This is a genomic window from Acinetobacter gyllenbergii CIP 110306 = MTCC 11365, from assembly GCF_000413855.1.
GTDB lineage: Bacteria > Pseudomonadota > Gammaproteobacteria > Pseudomonadales > Moraxellaceae > Acinetobacter > Acinetobacter gyllenbergii.
Genome location: NZ_ATGG01000061.1, coordinates 111296 through 126995, shown reverse-complemented (window position 1 = coordinate 126995; position 15700 = coordinate 111296). Strand labels below are relative to the sequence as shown.

The window sequence follows — 15700 nt, the reverse complement described above, 5'->3', positions numbered from 1 at the left end:
CTATTTTTTTCTAAAGAAAGCATGCCAGAATCCAGTTGAAAGTGATAAGGATTATATTGTAATGACAAGGAAGGATATTACTGGGCATAGCAGATAAAGACTAGAATCATTGAATATTATTAAAAGTTTATTTTTATCAAAGATTAAAACCTCTATACCTGAAAACAAATAAACTAGCATGAAAATTGCATGGATAGGCAGGTATATATAATGGAGTTATCACGTGAATCATAGATATTCATTTTTTTTCAGCAGTTTATTGGCTGTTGGTATATTACAGGGATGCGGAAATGACACCTCATCAGATCAAGCAAGCAAAGATTCAAATACAGATCAGCCTTCAAATTCCAATCTGATCATTGATCAAGACCCTAGCAGTTGCAGCAAATTGGCACAGGATGGCTCTAGTGTGGTGGTAGGTTCCAATCAGAATGGTGATCCAGCAGCACCCGAAGGTGCATCTGGTTATCGATTAAATAATACGGTGAAATATGCTGATAAATATATGGTGGTCGCGAATACGCCGTTGGCAGTAAAGGCAGGCTGTGAAATTTTAAAAGCAGGTGGAAGTGCGGTGGATGCTGCAGTTGCTGTTCAAGCAGTTTTGGGTTTAGTAGAACCGCAGTCCAGTACCATCGCAGGTAGCGGCTTTATGATGTATTACGATGCGAAAAGTAAAACTGTCACTGCCTATGATGGGCGAGAGACTGCACCTGCTGCGGCCAATGAATACTATCTGATCCGACAGGACATACATGATCCAGCATCTCCTGCACCAGTGCCAAGTACTCGCCGTAGTGGACGTTCGATTGGGGTACCTGGGGTAATGCGTTTATTGGAACAGGCACAACAGGAACATGGCAAACTGAAATGGGATCAGCTTTTTAATCAAGCCATTGATCTGGCCGATCATGGTTTTCGCATTCCGGGGCGTCTGGCCGATGCTATTGCAAGTAATGCCGACCATTTGGCACTGGATGCCAATGCGGTAGCGACTTATTTCTACCCAGATGGTACGCCTCGTAAAGTCGGTGAAACCATGACCAATAAAGCCTATGCCAAAACGTTGGAAGCACTGGCAAGTCAAGGTGCGAAAGCCATGTACAGTGGGGCGATGGCAGAGAATATCGTGGCAAAGGCTGGACAAACAATCGGAGATGATGCCGCCCGTACACCGATTACCCCAAGCTTGATGACTTTACAGGACTTATCTAATTATCAAGTTAAAAAGCGAACGCCAATCTGTAGCACTTACCGTGATCGTTACTATGTCTGTACCATGCCACCACCATCATCAGGTGGAATTGCAGTTGCACAAACGCTGGGCATTTTAGAAAATTTTGATATGAGTAAATATCCACCCCAAAATCCAGAAAATGAGGGTGGGATCCCTGATGTTATGGGCGTGCATTTGGTTTCTGAAACGGAACGCTTGGCCTATGCAGACCGTGACAAATATGTTGCAGATACTGATTTTGTGCCATTACCAGCAAAAGGTATTACTAGTCTGATTGATAAAAACTATTTAAAACAACGTGCTGCACTGATTAATCCGAACCAAAGTATGGGCGTTGCGCAAGCAGGTCAATTCGACTCAAATTCAGGTGTTGATACGACAGTAGAGCATGGCACCACTCAGTTTACTATCGTCGATGCCTATGGCAATGTGGTTTCGATGACATCGACGGTTGAATCCAGTATGGGGTCATTCCATATGGTGGATGGCTTCTTGTTATCCAATCAGCTAACCGACTTCAGTGCCAACCCTGTCGATCAAACAGGTGCTTTGTTGGCGAATCGGGTCGAAGGTGGTAAACGTCCACGCAGTACTATGGCGCCCACTTTAGTATTTAAAGGCACCACAGCTGATGAGTTTTATATGGCTACAGGTTCACCGGGTGGCGGAACCATTATTCAATATGTGGTCAAAACCTTGGTTGGGGCATTGGACTGGAACCTGAATGCACAGCAGGCGACATCGTTGGTGAACTTCGGCGCAACCAATAGCCCAAACACCAATATTGATAGCTCAAATGACCAATTATCCTTGCTTGAATTGATTGATGGCTTAAAAGCCAAAGGCCATGGCATTTCCAATACAGCACAAACCAGTGGTATTGCCACGATTATGAAAGTCAAAATTGATAAGCAAAGCAAATATGCTGGTGGAGTCGACCCACGCCGTGAGGGCATTGTGTTAGGTAATGGTGCATTATAAGCTCAAATTTAGAAGCTGTCCTAGTGGCAGCTCTTTCTAAAAAGAGTCCTTGAAAACGTAAGTTTCGCAACAATATAGGTTTATAAGTGCATATTTTGCTCGATGCTTAGAAATTAACATTTAAATTCTAGTCATCTATGCTATGATTGCGCTGTACTTTGGGGATGTTTCTGGCTTCGACGCTGGTAATGAAACTCATAGATGCATGCCGAGAGCGCATTTCCTCTCGTAAATCAAATTTGCATTTTTTAGTCGCAAACGACGAATCATACGCTCTAGCTGCCTAAGGGCAGCTTGTCCGCTTCACTGAATACTTGTGGTCAGTGAACCCGACTGAAGCGCACGCACACAAGTCCGTATAAAGCCAAGCCTCGGGGCTTTGTACTAAATTTAGAGGATCGCGATTTGTACCCTGTTCGTCGGGTCACAAAGAGTTAAAATAGTAGACGATATCTAAGCATGTAGTATTCTCGGGCGTAGTGCTGGCGGACGCGGGTTCAACTCCCGCCATCTCCACCAAAATATTATTCGGGATTGTTCGATCCGATATAAAAAAGCCTTTAAGTTCAATACTTAAAGGCTTTTTTATTTGCCTGTTTGTCCGATATCATCCGACTTGATTTGACCTTATTTTTGCCTTTTAAGGGGCAAAATTGGGACAATTTGACCCACAAGATTCAAAATGAGTGGGGCAGGAAAAATGGCACTAACTGATGTGGAGTGCAAAAAGGCATTACCTAAAGAAAAGCAATATCGATTATCAGATTTTAATGGGTTGTCACTCATCATTGATCCCAAAGGGGGTAAATATTGGGCGCTTCGACTTATGGTTGATGGGCAAAGAAAATCTAAAGCACTAGGGCAGTATCCTGATCTAAGTTTAAAAAAAGCTCGTGAAATTGCTTTAGATATAAAATATAAGTTTTCTCGTGTAGAGGTGGTTGATGAGTTAAAACCACTTTTTAAAGAGGTGACTGAAGACTGGTTTGAGAACCAAAGAGAGACTTGGTCATCTAAACATATCAGTAATGTGCGAGCATCTTTAGATGAGCTTTATAATGCTCTAGCCAATAAACGTATTAATCAAATTCAAGCACCAGAGATATTGCAGATAATCAAAAAGATCGAAGCTAGGGGCTCATTAGAAATGGCTAAGCGTACCTTGTCACGTTGTGGTATGGTCATGAAATATGCCATAGCTCATGGATATAGATACGATAATCCAGCAAATGATTTGGTCTATGCACTCAAGAATAAAAAAGTGAAGAACTTAGCTTCATTATCAGAAAGTGAAATGCCAGAATTTCTTAGACGCATCAAAGCCTATCCAGCAGATGCTCAAACCCACCACGCAATTATTCTGATCATGCTTACTGGTGTTCGAGTAAGTGAGTTACTGCAAGCGAGTTGGGATGAATTTGATCTAGATGAGCGTAAATGGGATATCCCTGCTGAGCGTATGAAGAACGGTTTACCCCATCGTGTACCCTTAACAGACATGATGATCGATGAACTTCAGGCATTGCGTTTGACCGATGAGCTCTATTTTTAAATCTCAAATTGACTGGATACCATTGGCTGGCGGTGCGATTCGAGCAACTCAAGGAAAAACGTTGGCATTGATGCAAGTCAGTGGTAGTTCACAGTCTTTTAACAGCGTGAATCAAATGCGTATTTTAGGGCGTTGGATGCGGATGATCACCATCCCAAATCAATCCTCAATTCCAAAAGCATTTTTAGAGTTTGAAAAAAATGGTCGAATGAAAGAATCTTCTTACTATGATCGTATCGTATCGTATCGTATCGTATCGTATCGTATCGTATCGTATCGTTGATGTGATGAAAGAACTCTATAAATTTACTTTGCTTACACGTGGACAGAGTCAATACCTAACTGATCGTTATTCTGAGAGAAAAAAATCTACTGAGGAGTTAACAAACCGTGTTAATCAGCGTAATCTGTAAAGAGATACGAAGGATTTTAAATGGTAATGAGCAATAAAATGTAGGTAGAAATAAATGAAAAATAAATCTATATTTTTATTAGACAGGAGTTAGTTATGAAATATTTTTTTATTTGTTATGGCGTTGTTTGGCAGCTTAAGTCTTACTGCTTGTGCTGTACATACACGTGAAGGGAGCATCGTCGTTGATCCAGAAGGTCGACTGAATGATGGTCATGGGAATGGGCGTTTCTGTCCACCAGGGCAGGCGAAGAAAGGAAATTGTTAGTAGTTTATTGAACTTGTTAGTATGTAATTGCTCAAATCTGACCTGACAGTTACCTATTTATTAATGTGCTGTGAGATTAAATTTGAGCTAAATTTTTCTCCCTTTTTTAGATCTATAGAAGGGTAATAGGAAAAATTGAGTAAATCAAAGTAGTCTTAAAATAAAACAGTATGTTGTTGATCTAGTTCAACTGACGCCATCCCACCAAAATAATAACAAGGACTATTATAGTCAATGTAAAAAGCGTTTAATTAAATCATAGACTTGAAATATCTAAATTAATAAGGTCTATTGCATATCACTCTAATAGATGCATTCTGCCATCAAATAGATATAGCTTTATGGAAGACCATATATGAATTTACATGAATCTCATGGGTCAGTTTTTTGCTTTTGAGTTAGTGGTTTTAATACTATCAGTATCTTGACAGCACGGTTGGCTAATTACAGTGCAGTACCAAAAGACTTTTTATCATTTATCTTAACTTTCTCTCGATGGCAAAAGGGCACAGATGTAAATTCTGAAATATAAAATATAAATTTCAATAAAACTCGCAACGCTGCGGGGACATTTTTGTCGCCTAATACTCATTTTGAGAATAAATCCAAATCGGCGACAAGTTTAATGAATTTTATAAAACCTTTTTGGATATCTAATTATTTGTTTTGAATGAATAATCAGATTTTTATTAAAACGTGATTTGAATAAGATATTGATTATTAATTGTATTTTTAAAAATTCAAGGTTGAGCTGGATTGCACTTTTTGGTATTGTGTATGTGTAAAAAAAGCACAAAATAGGAAAAATAAATGAATTTAAGTCTTAGAGTGATTTGCATCGCTGGGCTAGTAACTGCTTCAGCAGTTTATGCTTCTACTACTTTATCCCCAAATCAGAATACGAATAGTGGCAATATACCAACTGGTTATGCTGATCTAAAATTTGTTTTAGCAAATGGCAACTGGGTAAAGAATATTTATTTACCAAATAATGCGAATAACTTAGACAAGGTAACCATTCAATCAACTGCGGGCTATAAGAGCTATTTAGATACTTCAAACACAAACTTACCTATTGAAGTGCTTGAAATACAAAGTGGAGACACTTTTCAATTTGTCTACAATGCCTCATCAAAGAAATGGGTTGCTCAACTTGCTACTGTAAGCCCAAGTAATAATTCGCAAGTTGAACAAATCGCATTGAATAATGTTAAATTACAGCAGGTTTCACTTGCTGATGGAAAGTGGGCAAAAACAATTGTTCTGCCAACGAATGTAATGGATGGGGCTTTGGTCCAAATTGTTTCGACGGCTGCTTATGCTTCTGAAATTTCGAAAGATAATTTACTTTTTGCGAGTAGTTATAATCTAAATAATGGCAGTGAATACTGGCTCAAATATAATGCTGCTTTACAGAAATGGGTTCCTGAGTTTATTAAACCCTTGAAAATTAACGTTAAGGATATTGGAACAAGTTTAAATGCTGTAACGACACCAGTAACTGAAGTTAATTTTGCAGATGCAAATTGGGTTTCAAATTTCACTCTGCCGGCTACAGCAAATGATCGAGATCGTATCATCATTAAATCGACAGCAACTTGGGCAGCAAAAATTAATAATACGAATACCAACAGTAGCGCTACATTGAGTCTTAAAACAGGTGATCAATATGAGTTTATGTATGTAACAGATAAGGCTCATTGGGTTTTGATGTCTGCTCCAACAAAAACAATTAGCTCAAATAGTGCTATTGCGTCATCTTTACCAAATATGACTCAGCCGACGCTCAAAGTGAATATTTCTGATGCTAATTGGAAACAAAGCATCAATTTGCCGACAACTGCACAGGTTGGCGATAAGGTCATTTTGTCATCCACAGCTGGCACAGATACTTTTATTACAGCTGCCAATGGCTTATCTACAACTATTAAAACGGGTGAAAATCGTCGATTTATTTTCACCGCTCAAGGTTGGGTAGCTGATAGCTATACCATCGATATGTTGCTAGTCAATAGTCCAGAAGTTTCTATGATTTTGGGTGAAAGTGCATCAAAACTTCGTATGATTGAAGGATTGAATTTAACCAATTTAACTGCTGAAAATTCTTCAGCTAAATTTTATTTAAGACAAACAGGGTATTTGACTTATAAAATTCCTGCTTCAACATTACTTGATGCGATAAATGTTGGACGTTCAGATACAACTGTTCAAGCAGAGCGTAATCGCGTATTAGCAGATGGTGTTTATTACCAAGGGAATGAGCCCGGTGCTGGAGGTTGTGGTTGGGCTTGGATCAATGCGAGTTCATATAACATGATCGGTGCTAATGATATTGCTGGCTGTTCAGTTGCCGCGATGCGCCATGAAGTCGGTCATAACTTAGGTTTATATCATGGCGACTCAACCAATATCGGTTCAGGTTTTTCTCATCCATTGGGAAGCACAGCTTTGGGCGGAAATAACTTAAACTTTTATTCGAGCCCATATCTTTATAACCCTAAGTATGGTGTACGTTTAGGTGAAGAAGGTAAGAAAGATGCTGTTAGTGTCATTAATGCTAACGTTATCCGAATCTCACAATACAATTAAGTTGTTTTCAAACTTATGAAGCATTATAAAATTTTAACTTTACTTGCAGTCACGCTTATCGTGACTGTGGGTTTATTTGTTTTTTTTAAGCCAGATCAAGCTGGGGCCTCTAGACAGAATGGCTCAACTCAAAAATCGAATAGTTTCAGTTCTTCAAGTCAATCTGCATCTAACTTTCCGCGAAACAACTTAAATATTTCAAAACAGGAATTAGAAAGTGTAAAGAATGAAACAGTTTTGTTCCATGAAATACAAGACAACGATTTGAAAAATAGTGAAGCCTTACCGCTCTCCAAGAGCAATAAAGGAATGGCGATTCACTATAATCAAAATATTATTGAAACCAAAAACATAGGTGATCTTATTAAGTTCCAGATCCTTGAGTATGGACTCAATCGTAGTGGGAAAATTGTTGAAGTAGAAAAAGTAGATGATGATATCTTACGTTGGCGTGGAGAATTTGAACAAGGTATACCAGAACGGAACTATTTTACGATTACTCAAAGTCAAAAAGATCAATATACGATTATTCAAATTTATAGTGATAAAGGAAACTATACGGCCGAAATCAAGAAGGGACAGGGTATTGTACAAGTGATGGATCAGGGTGTTGAAGATAAAGAATTGCAAACACATGATCATTAGCATAGAAAATTTTGAAATTCATGCATTAGTAGCTATAAGCGTATGACCTAAGTCATGTTACAGAAATTAATTCTGGCTTTAAATTAGTGAAATAAGATCAAAGATAATTTTAAAAAATCTTGAAAATAAAGTGGTTTAAAGTTATATAAAAGTAGTTTTTAAGATCGCTTGAAATATATTTAAATATAGATATGAAAAGATCCTATCTAAGGCCTAAATTTATTTTATTAAACTGAACATTAGAGCGTGATGGTGTGTTTATTAAACCATTTTTTTTTAACAATGGATGAGGTGTTTTTTCCACCTTCTTTTATTTGAGAACAGATAATCGCATGAAAACATGTTCTAGATATTTTTAAATAGAAATTCAATTGACGCTATCTTAAATAAAATTATTTAGATTAATCAGTTGCTTTTATAAAGATATTTTTATTGAAAAGGTTTTAATAGACCTGACCTGTTTATAGTTTACTCAATTTTATTGATATGTATCCATTTTACATAGCCTCTCAACATTTACCAAAAAATTGATGAACAAAACTAATCCACAAGGTTTTATCAAGAGGAATTAGATCTTGTAGCAAGGCAAGTCTATAGTAATGTCCGTTTTGGAGTATGTAGTGAAGATGGGCTAGGGAAGGTTGAGGAATCTTAATATGATAGAGCAAACTCTTAACAGATCCTATATATTATTTTTTTACGAATTCAAGTCAGTGGAAAGTGTCTATATTTAGGCTTTAATGTTTGGAAGATATTAATTTCACAGTTTATTCACATCAGTATCTATTAACTTAAAAAATTATAAAAGTTAAAGGTGATATGTATGCAACTTATTAAACGAACAATGATTTTTTCTGGTTTGATTGCTTCTTTAGGATTTTTAGGCTCTTTTGCAACGCATGCAGAAACCAATACTCCTAGAGCAGTGGATAAGATTGAGGTCGATAAGTATATCGGCAAGTGGTATGAAATAGCACATTTTCCGATGTATTTTCAGCGAAAATGTGTGAGTAATACTACAGCTAACTATTCGCTCAACACTGATAAAACGATTGCTGTAATTAATAGTTGTCGTACAAAAAAAGGAGAAACCATTAGTTCTGAAGGTGTCGGTTATCCCCAAAATGAAGGGAATAGTATGCTAAAAGTTAGCTTCTTGCCTTCTGGATTACGATGGATTCCGTTCACCAAAGGAGATTATTGGATTCTAAGAGTTGATTCTAACTACCGTGTTGCATTGGTAGGGGGGCCATCTCATAAGTACCTATGGATCTTATCAAGAGATCCGAATCTGGATGCAGCAACGTACCAATCGTATGTGCAAACTGCACGCGATTATGGATATGATGTTTCTAAGCTGGTTCGCACTCCACAGAAACAATAAGTGGTAAATAGTTGAACTGGACTAGTTTTTAATTCAACTTAATTTTCAATGTTATTTATTAGACTTTTGAAATCTATTGATTGCATAGGTTGTAAAGACTTTCGTAAGCTTGGAATGATTTTCTGGAATTAATTGAGAGTTTTTAGGAGAGTTATGCACTTTTGATAAATTTGCGTTTAACAACCTATCAATCACAATTCATTTAAGGTTTTAGTTGAATTGCTATCGAGACATATAATTCTTTTATAGGATTGTATGTCTAGCTCACAAATATTAATCATTCGAGCGATTACCAAAAACTATTCAGGTAAAAGCTTTAGCGGAGTTGAATATCTTAAGAATAGTGCGCATTAATCAAATATAAATCTATGTTTTTTAATGATTTTGTATTAAAATGGGAGTGGTCGGCCAAGCTTCACATAAAATTCATATCGAATTTACTAAAATGATAATTATAAAAATGAGGTAGTCAGGAAGAATCAATGTTTAAATTTTTTCTGGGATGGATAGATAGTTGGTCAAATACAAATACGCTTGGATCAAATCCAGTTGATGGCCCAAAAAGCATTAAAGATACTCAAGTCCAATGGTTGAGAATTGTTCCATTTATTTTACTGCACATTGCTTGTTTAGCTGTCTTCTGGGTAGGCATTTCATGGGTTGCAATTATTTTTATGATCATGTTTTATGTGATCAGAATGTTTGCAATTACCGCCTTTTTCCATCGTTACTTATCCCATAAAACATTTCAAACTTCACGGCCAGTACAATTTATTTTTCTGCTTATAGGAACAATGAGTGCACAACGAGGCCCGCTCTGGTGGGCTGCGCATCATCGGTATCACCATCATTTTACCGATACAGAACAAGACCCTCATTCATCTACCCATGGTTTTTGGTACAGCCATATTGGGTGGTTTTTGAATGAACAGAACTTTTCGACGCGCAAACATGCCATCAAAGACTGGTTAAAATTTCCTGAAATCATCTGGTTAGATCGCTTTAGTTTACCCATTGTCCTAATGACCGCCTTTTCTATATACGTATTTGGAGAATGGCTCGCTGTTGCTCACCCGAGTTTAGGCACTTCGGGGCTGCAACTATTGGTTTGGGGTTTTGTTGTTTCAACCGTGCTATTGATTCATGCGACTTTATGTATTAACTCACTGGCCCATTTATACGGAAGCAGAGATTTCGATACTACGGATAATAGTCGTAACAATCTTCTTCTTTCAATTATAACGTTAGGTGAGGGATGGCATAACAATCATCATTATTATGCAGGTAGTACGCGTCAAGGGTTTTTCTGGTGGCAAATTGATATCACCTATTATGTTTTAAAAGCAATGTCTTGGCTGGGTTTAATCTGGGGAATAAAACCTGTGCCACAACGTATTTATGCTGCTTATAATAGCCAAAAACAAAATCTTAAAATGAACCTAACCAAAACTCAAACCAAGGAGTCTTCATGAAAATTGCAATTGTTGGCTCTGGTATCTCTGGAATGTATGCTGCTTGGAAACTCTCAAAAATGCATCATGTCACTATTTTTGAAAAGCAGGACTATTTTGGTGGGCATACCGATACCCATGAACTTAGTATTGATCAGAAAAATGTAAGTGTAGACAGTGGATTTATTGTCTTCAATACGTATAACTATCCACTCTTTAGCGCAATGCTTGCTGAATTAGGTGTGCAAGCGCAAAGCAGTGACATGAGTTTTTCAGTGAATAACCAAGTGACAGGACTGCAATATAATCCTTCAAAAAAATGGTCATTATTGGTTCGACCACAAAACTTTTTAAATAAAAACTTTCGGGTGATGCTGTCTGATTTACTTCGCTTTTATAAAGAAAATAAAGATGTTTCTGTTGAAGAAAGCCATCCTGAATTAACCATTGACGAGTATTTAAATCATCATAGATATTCTCAGGTGTTTAGAGATGAACATCTATATCCAATGTGCGGGGCGCTTTGGTCAAGCCCTGTCGATCAAGTAGGCAATATTCCCTACAAGTTCGTGGTAAGTTTTTTTCAGCATCACCGTATGCTGCAATTAAAAGATCGACCGCAGTGGCAAACTGTTAAAGGTGGCTCAATATCCTACTTTTATGCAATTAAACATCATTGCCCAACGATTATTTGGAAAAAAAATCAAGTAAAGGAAGTGATCAGAAGCAAAGATCATATTTCCATTGTGACAGCAAATGGGCAAGAGCAATTTGATTGGGTCATTTTTGCAAGTCATGCCGACGACACTTTAAAACTATTAGATGAGCCTTCAATCATAGAGCGTGAAGTCTTAGGCAGTTTTGATTACCAAGATAATCGTATGGTAGTACACCATGATACATCGATTATGCCGAAATCTAAATCACAGTGGGCAAGCTGGCATGTTCATGTGACTCCACAAGCTCAAACTGAACAATCGACCTTGACTGACAATGTTCACTTTGGTTTTACCTACTGGATGAACAGTTTGCAAAATTTGAACTGTAAAACGCAGGTTTTTTCTACACTTAATCCCAATACACCGATCGCCAAAGATAAGATTTATATTGAAAGACATTATCGGCATCCCGTATTTAATAAAACTGCACTTGAGGCCCAATCCCGTTGGCATGAATTAGATGGCAAAAACCGTAGTTCATTTTGTGGTGCGTATTGGGGTTGGGGATTTCATGAAGATGGGGCAAGAAGTGCTGAACGTGTTGTAGAACATTTAATGACTATAGCTGATCAATAGGGGGCTGAGTATGTTAGAAACTCCACTTGCTATCGCGAAAGCAAAAATCAGACATCGCCGATTTACCCCTAAGTCACATGAATTTAAAGCAACATTAAGCTATTTATATTTTGATCCTGATCAGATAACAACGAAACTCAGTGATTCATGGTTATGTTCAACAGCACACTGGAATCTTTTAAAGGTAGATGAAAATGATTTTTTACAGGGTTATACAGGGAATTTAAGGCAAAGGATAAAAAAAATCTTATTGCAGCAAGTAGATGCGGTCTTGCCGATACAATCAGAAATTCGTGTATTGGCTTTACCACGAATGCTTGGTTTCAGTTTTAATTCAGTGGTGTTTTATTTTATTTTTAATAGTCAAAAACAGCTTCTTTTTATCTTAACTGAGATCACCAATACGCCTTGGAAAGAACGCAAAGTTTATGTGCATAATTGTCGAGATAAGTTAATACACCATTCTGAGTATCATGGTGCAGAATTCGAATTTCAAAAAAGTTTTCATGTTTCTCCATTTATGCCGATGGATATTCAGTACAAATGGCGCTTTAACTTTTCTGATGCTCAAAACGTCATTCATATGCAGCTATATCAAACACAAAAATTAATTTTTGATGCAACGATGTTGTTCGAATTAGAAAATATCACAGTTCCTTCACAGCTCAATCGTTATGCTGTTCATTATGTTTTTGAACCTTTCAAAATGCTCGCTTCGATTTATTTACAAGCATTTTATTTATGGCGAAAGAAAGTTCCATTTTATCGGCACCCTAAAAAAGATAAGGATTTAAAACAAGATGATCAAAACGCTTATTTTCGGTGAAAACGATTCACTGCCATTGGTTTTACGCAGCTTACTCAAACTTCGTCATGGTCAAATTCATTTCCGTGGTGCGTGGAATGGTACGGTAGGAGAAATTTCTGATTTAGAAGCAACGGTGGATGTGCATAATAAAGCCCTCATTGATCTAATTTTTAAAAATGGTGTACTTGGGGCGGCAGAGGGTTATATTCAGGGATATTGGAGCAGTGAAAACTTAGTCGAACTGATCCAAATTTTATCGAGAAACCGTCATGTTCTCGATAAAATTAATCAAAATATGCTATCACAAGCAAGCCAACTGATTTTAAAAGCGTGGTACAAAACACGTAAAAATTCATTATCAGGCAGTCGCAAAAATATTGCAGAGCACTATGATCTCAGCAATGATTTTTTTAAGCTCTTTCTAGACTCTTCCATGATGTACTCCAGTGCAGTCTATAAGCAAACGCACATGACATTAGAGCAAGCATCTGATTATAAAAAAGAATTGATCTGCCAAAAATTGCAATTGAAACCGATGGATCATCTCGTTGAAATCGGAAGCGGTTGGGGCGGTTTTGCGATCTATGCGGCCCAGCATTATGGCTGTAAAGTGACCACAATTACGATTTCACAGGCTCAGTACGATGAGGCAAATAAACGTATTGCAGCAGCAGGTTTAAGCCATCGTGTACAGGTTGAACTCAAAGATTACCGTTTATTAGAAGGTAAGTTCGACAAATTGGTTTCCATCGAAATGATCGAAGCTGTGGGTGAACAATATTTATCAACTTACTTCAATAAATGCAGATCTCTGCTTAAGCCATCCGGTTTGGGATTGATCCAAGCCATTACTATTGAAGATGCACGTTATAAAAAAGCATTAAGTACAGTGGATTATATTAAACGCTATATTTTCCCGGGTAGTTTTATTCCATGTATTAGTGTGCTGACCCAAGTTGCATCTGAACAGAAACTGCGTTTAAAACATCTTGAAGATATTGGGCTTAGCTATGCTGAAACGATTCATCAATGGCGTGAACGTTTTTTGAATGCCAAACCACAAGTATTGGCACTGGGTTTTGATGAAAACTTCATTCGAATGTGGGATTTCTATCTTTGTTACTGCGAAGGTGGCTTTAAAGAAGGTGTAATTAGCAATGTACAACTCTTATTCGGAGCAAGCCCTTATTAATAATCAACTTATGTGATGCATCAAGGAGGCACGTATGTTGTGGCAATTGTTTGTACTTGATACTGTCGTGATGACAATTTGTTGGCTATGGGCCACATACAACCATCGTGCAGGCATTGTTGATGTGGCATGGAGTTTTTGTATTTTCCTGAATATTGTCATTACTGCTTGGTGTATAGATGTTGCACCAGAGAATGTCACATGGTTTATCGGCATTCTGAGTTCTGTCTGGTTTTTACGATTGAGTGTGCATTTATTTCGCCGTTATATGGCAGAGCACGAAGAAGATCGTCGATATGCCAATATGCGGTTAGCGATGGGAAAATATCAACACCTTGGCTTTTTTGCCTTTTTTATGTTTCAAGCGGGTTTAGCAATTTTATTTAGTATTCCAATGTGGAGTTTACTGAATGTGCCAAATACAGTTTGGAATAACCAAAGCAATGATCTTCTTATTGTTGCAGGCGTGATTATGGTGATTGCATTTATGGGTGAAGTAATAGCAGATCAGCAATTATACCGTTTCAAGCAAAATCCACAGAATCATGGAAAGACGATGGATCAGGGGCTATGGAAATATTCACGTCATCCAAACTACTTTTTTGAATGGATACATTGGTTTGCTTATCCAGTAATTGGGTTGGCGGCTGGGTTATATAGCCTATGGATTTATCCTGTTTTGATGTGGTTCTTTTTGTATTACATCACGGGGATTCCATTTAGTGAACAGCAGGCATTAAAAAATCGAGGTCAAAATTATCTCGATTATCAAAAACGAACTTCTATATTTATTCCATGGAAACCCAAAAATAGGTGAGCGTATGGACTTTATTATTCAGCAATCATTGAAACTCGTTGAGAGTGGCCTAGTGCCTGATCAAGCGATTCGTGCAGTAATTCGTACATTAAGCAAAAAGCGTTTGATTCAAGAGGGTCGCTATGATCCAGAACAAGGTGCTCAACGCTATATGGATGTGTTGAACATGTTGAAGCAGAGTGAAATTGCGATTGAAACTGACAAAGCCAATGAACAACATTATGAGTTGCCAACCGCTTTCTTTCAGGCAGTTTTAGGCAAAAGATTAAAATACAGTGCCTGTTTTTTTGCTGATGATACAACCCAATTAGATGAGGCAGAAGAGTTCGCACTGCAAGTTTACAGTGAACGAGCGCAATTGCATGATGGTCAAAATATCTTGGAACTCGGCTGTGGTTGGGGTTCTTTTACCTTATGGATGGCGGAGCATTATCCGAACGCTAGAATTACTGCTGTATCTAATTCCGCAACGCAACGTCAACATATTTTAGCTGAAGCGGAAAAACGTGGTCTGGAAAATATTAAAATCATCACCTGTGATGTCAACATACTCGAATTAAAAGAAAATTCGTTTGATCGTGTTGTGTCTGTAGAAATGTTTGAGCACGTTAGAAACTATCAAAAATTATTTCAGAAAATTCAATTATGGCTCAAGCCTAATGGATTGTTATGGTGTCATATTTTTTGCCATCGCTTCTTACACTATCCATTTGAAATAAAAAGTGAATACGACTGGATGTCTCGCTACTTCTTTACAGGGGGATTAATGCCAGCAACCTCTACATTTTTGCATTTTCAAACAGATTTGGAGTTATCACAGCATTGGCAATGGTCAGGTACGCACTACGAAAAAACAGCAAATGTCTGGCTGGAAAACATGGATCGTAACGCTGGACAATTAAAACCACTGTTCGAGCAAGTATATGCACAGCATGCCGATGCTTGGTGGCAACGTTGGCGTATCTTTTTTATGGCTTGCGCGGAATTGTTTGGATTTGAACAAGGACAAGAATGGGTCATCGGTCACTTCCTGTTCAAAAAGAAAACCGTATAATTAAAATGAGAATCT

General features: G+C 37.6%; 11 protein-coding genes, 1 other RNA gene and 2 pseudogenes. All 14 read left to right on the top strand.

Annotation, left to right across the window (positions count from 1 at the left end; all coding sequences use genetic code 11):
* The first annotated feature begins 223 nt into the window (after positions 1 to 223).
* The 14 genes and pseudogenes from ggt to F957_RS00615 all read left to right on the top strand — a co-directional run bounded on the left by ggt (position 224) and on the right by F957_RS00615 (position 15685).
* Positions 224 to 2218 carry a gamma-glutamyltransferase gene (ggt, locus tag F957_RS00560; RefSeq protein ID WP_016541930.1) on the top strand — a complete coding sequence of 665 codons (1995 nt, stop codon included), beginning with the start codon at positions 224 to 226 and terminating at the stop codon, positions 2216 to 2218.
* 160 nt (positions 2219 to 2378) lie between these two features.
* Positions 2379 to 2737: a transfer-messenger RNA gene (gene ssrA, locus F957_RS21420) on the top strand.
* 181 nt (positions 2738 to 2918) lie between these two features.
* A pseudogene (locus F957_RS00565) lies at positions 2919 to 3767 on the top strand (tyrosine-type recombinase/integrase); the annotation flags it as partial.
* Positions 3754 to 4183: pseudogene (locus tag F957_RS00570) on the top strand (NAD(P)H-dependent oxidoreductase); the annotation flags it as partial. The pseudogenes F957_RS00565 and F957_RS00570, both read left to right, overlap by 14 nt.
* Before the next feature lie 117 nt (positions 4184 to 4300).
* Positions 4301 to 4450: a hypothetical protein gene (locus F957_RS21750; protein WP_016541927.1), complete on the top strand. Its 150-nt coding sequence runs from the start codon at positions 4301 to 4303 to the stop codon at positions 4448 to 4450.
* Positions 4451 to 5260: 810 nt separating this feature from the next.
* Positions 5261 to 7039: a metalloendopeptidase CpaA gene (gene cpaA / locus F957_RS00575; RefSeq protein WP_016541926.1), complete on the top strand. Its 1779-nt coding sequence runs from the start codon at positions 5261 to 5263 to the stop codon at positions 7037 to 7039.
* Between the two features lie 15 nt (positions 7040 to 7054).
* On the top strand, positions 7055 to 7684 hold the full coding sequence (gene cpaB / locus F957_RS00580) for a metalloprotease secretion chaperone CpaB (protein WP_016541925.1): 630 nt from the start codon (positions 7055 to 7057) through the stop codon (positions 7682 to 7684).
* A gap of 844 nt (positions 7685 to 8528) precedes the next feature.
* Positions 8529 to 9068 (top strand): lipocalin family protein, encoded by a 540-nt coding sequence (locus F957_RS00585; RefSeq protein ID WP_378319684.1) that lies wholly within the window; start codon positions 8529 to 8531, stop codon positions 9066 to 9068.
* Positions 9069 to 9550: 482 nt separating this feature from the next.
* Positions 9551 to 10540, top strand: coding sequence for an acyl-CoA desaturase (locus F957_RS00590; protein WP_016541923.1), 990 nt, complete (start codon positions 9551 to 9553; stop codon positions 10538 to 10540).
* Positions 10537 to 11814, top strand: a complete 1278-nt coding sequence (locus F957_RS00595) for an NAD(P)/FAD-dependent oxidoreductase (RefSeq protein WP_016541922.1) — start codon at positions 10537 to 10539, stop codon at positions 11812 to 11814. The genes F957_RS00590 and F957_RS00595 overlap by 4 nt, the downstream gene beginning before the upstream one ends.
* A 10-nt stretch (positions 11815 to 11824) precedes the next feature.
* Complete coding sequence (locus tag F957_RS00600; RefSeq protein ID WP_016541921.1) at positions 11825 to 12640, top strand: DUF1365 domain-containing protein; 816 nt, start codon at positions 11825 to 11827, stop codon at positions 12638 to 12640.
* Complete coding sequence (locus F957_RS00605; RefSeq protein WP_016541920.1) at positions 12615 to 13814, top strand: SAM-dependent methyltransferase; 1200 nt, start codon at positions 12615 to 12617, stop codon at positions 13812 to 13814. Before F957_RS00600 ends, F957_RS00605 begins: the two co-directional genes overlap by 26 nt.
* 34 nt (positions 13815 to 13848) lie before the next feature.
* A complete protein-coding gene (locus F957_RS00610; protein ID WP_016541919.1) occupies positions 13849 to 14631 on the top strand; it encodes a DUF1295 domain-containing protein in 783 nt (260 codons plus the stop codon).
* Between the two features lie 4 nt (positions 14632 to 14635).
* The gene (locus F957_RS00615) at positions 14636 to 15685 is read left to right on the top strand and encodes an SAM-dependent methyltransferase (protein ID WP_016541918.1); all 1050 of its coding nucleotides are present in this window, start codon (positions 14636 to 14638) and stop codon (positions 15683 to 15685) included.
* The last annotated feature ends 15 nt before the right edge of the window (positions 15686 to 15700 follow it).

Bases quoted from the DNA above. Each gene is read 5' to 3' on its own strand.
- F957_RS00605 (WP_016541920.1), top strand. From the start codon at position 12,615: ATGATCAAAACGCTTATTTTCGGTGAAAACGATTCACTGCCATTGGTT.
- F957_RS00590 (WP_016541923.1), top strand. From the start codon at position 9,551: ATGTTTAAATTTTTTCTGGGATGGATAGATAGTTGGTCAAATACAAAT.
- cpaB (WP_016541925.1), top strand. From the start codon at position 7,055: ATGAAGCATTATAAAATTTTAACTTTACTTGCAGTCACGCTTATCGTG.
- cpaA (WP_016541926.1), top strand. From the start codon at position 5,261: ATGAATTTAAGTCTTAGAGTGATTTGCATCGCTGGGCTAGTAACTGCT.
- F957_RS21750 (WP_016541927.1), top strand. From the start codon at position 4,301: ATGGCGTTGTTTGGCAGCTTAAGTCTTACTGCTTGTGCTGTACATACA.
- F957_RS00615 (WP_016541918.1), top strand. From the start codon at position 14,636: ATGGACTTTATTATTCAGCAATCATTGAAACTCGTTGAGAGTGGCCTA.
- F957_RS00600 (WP_016541921.1), top strand. From the start codon at position 11,825: ATGTTAGAAACTCCACTTGCTATCGCGAAAGCAAAAATCAGACATCGC.
- F957_RS00595 (WP_016541922.1), top strand. From the start codon at position 10,537: ATGAAAATTGCAATTGTTGGCTCTGGTATCTCTGGAATGTATGCTGCT.
- F957_RS00610 (WP_016541919.1), top strand. From the start codon at position 13,849: ATGTTGTGGCAATTGTTTGTACTTGATACTGTCGTGATGACAATTTGT.
- F957_RS00585 (WP_378319684.1), top strand. From the start codon at position 8,529: ATGATTTTTTCTGGTTTGATTGCTTCTTTAGGATTTTTAGGCTCTTTT.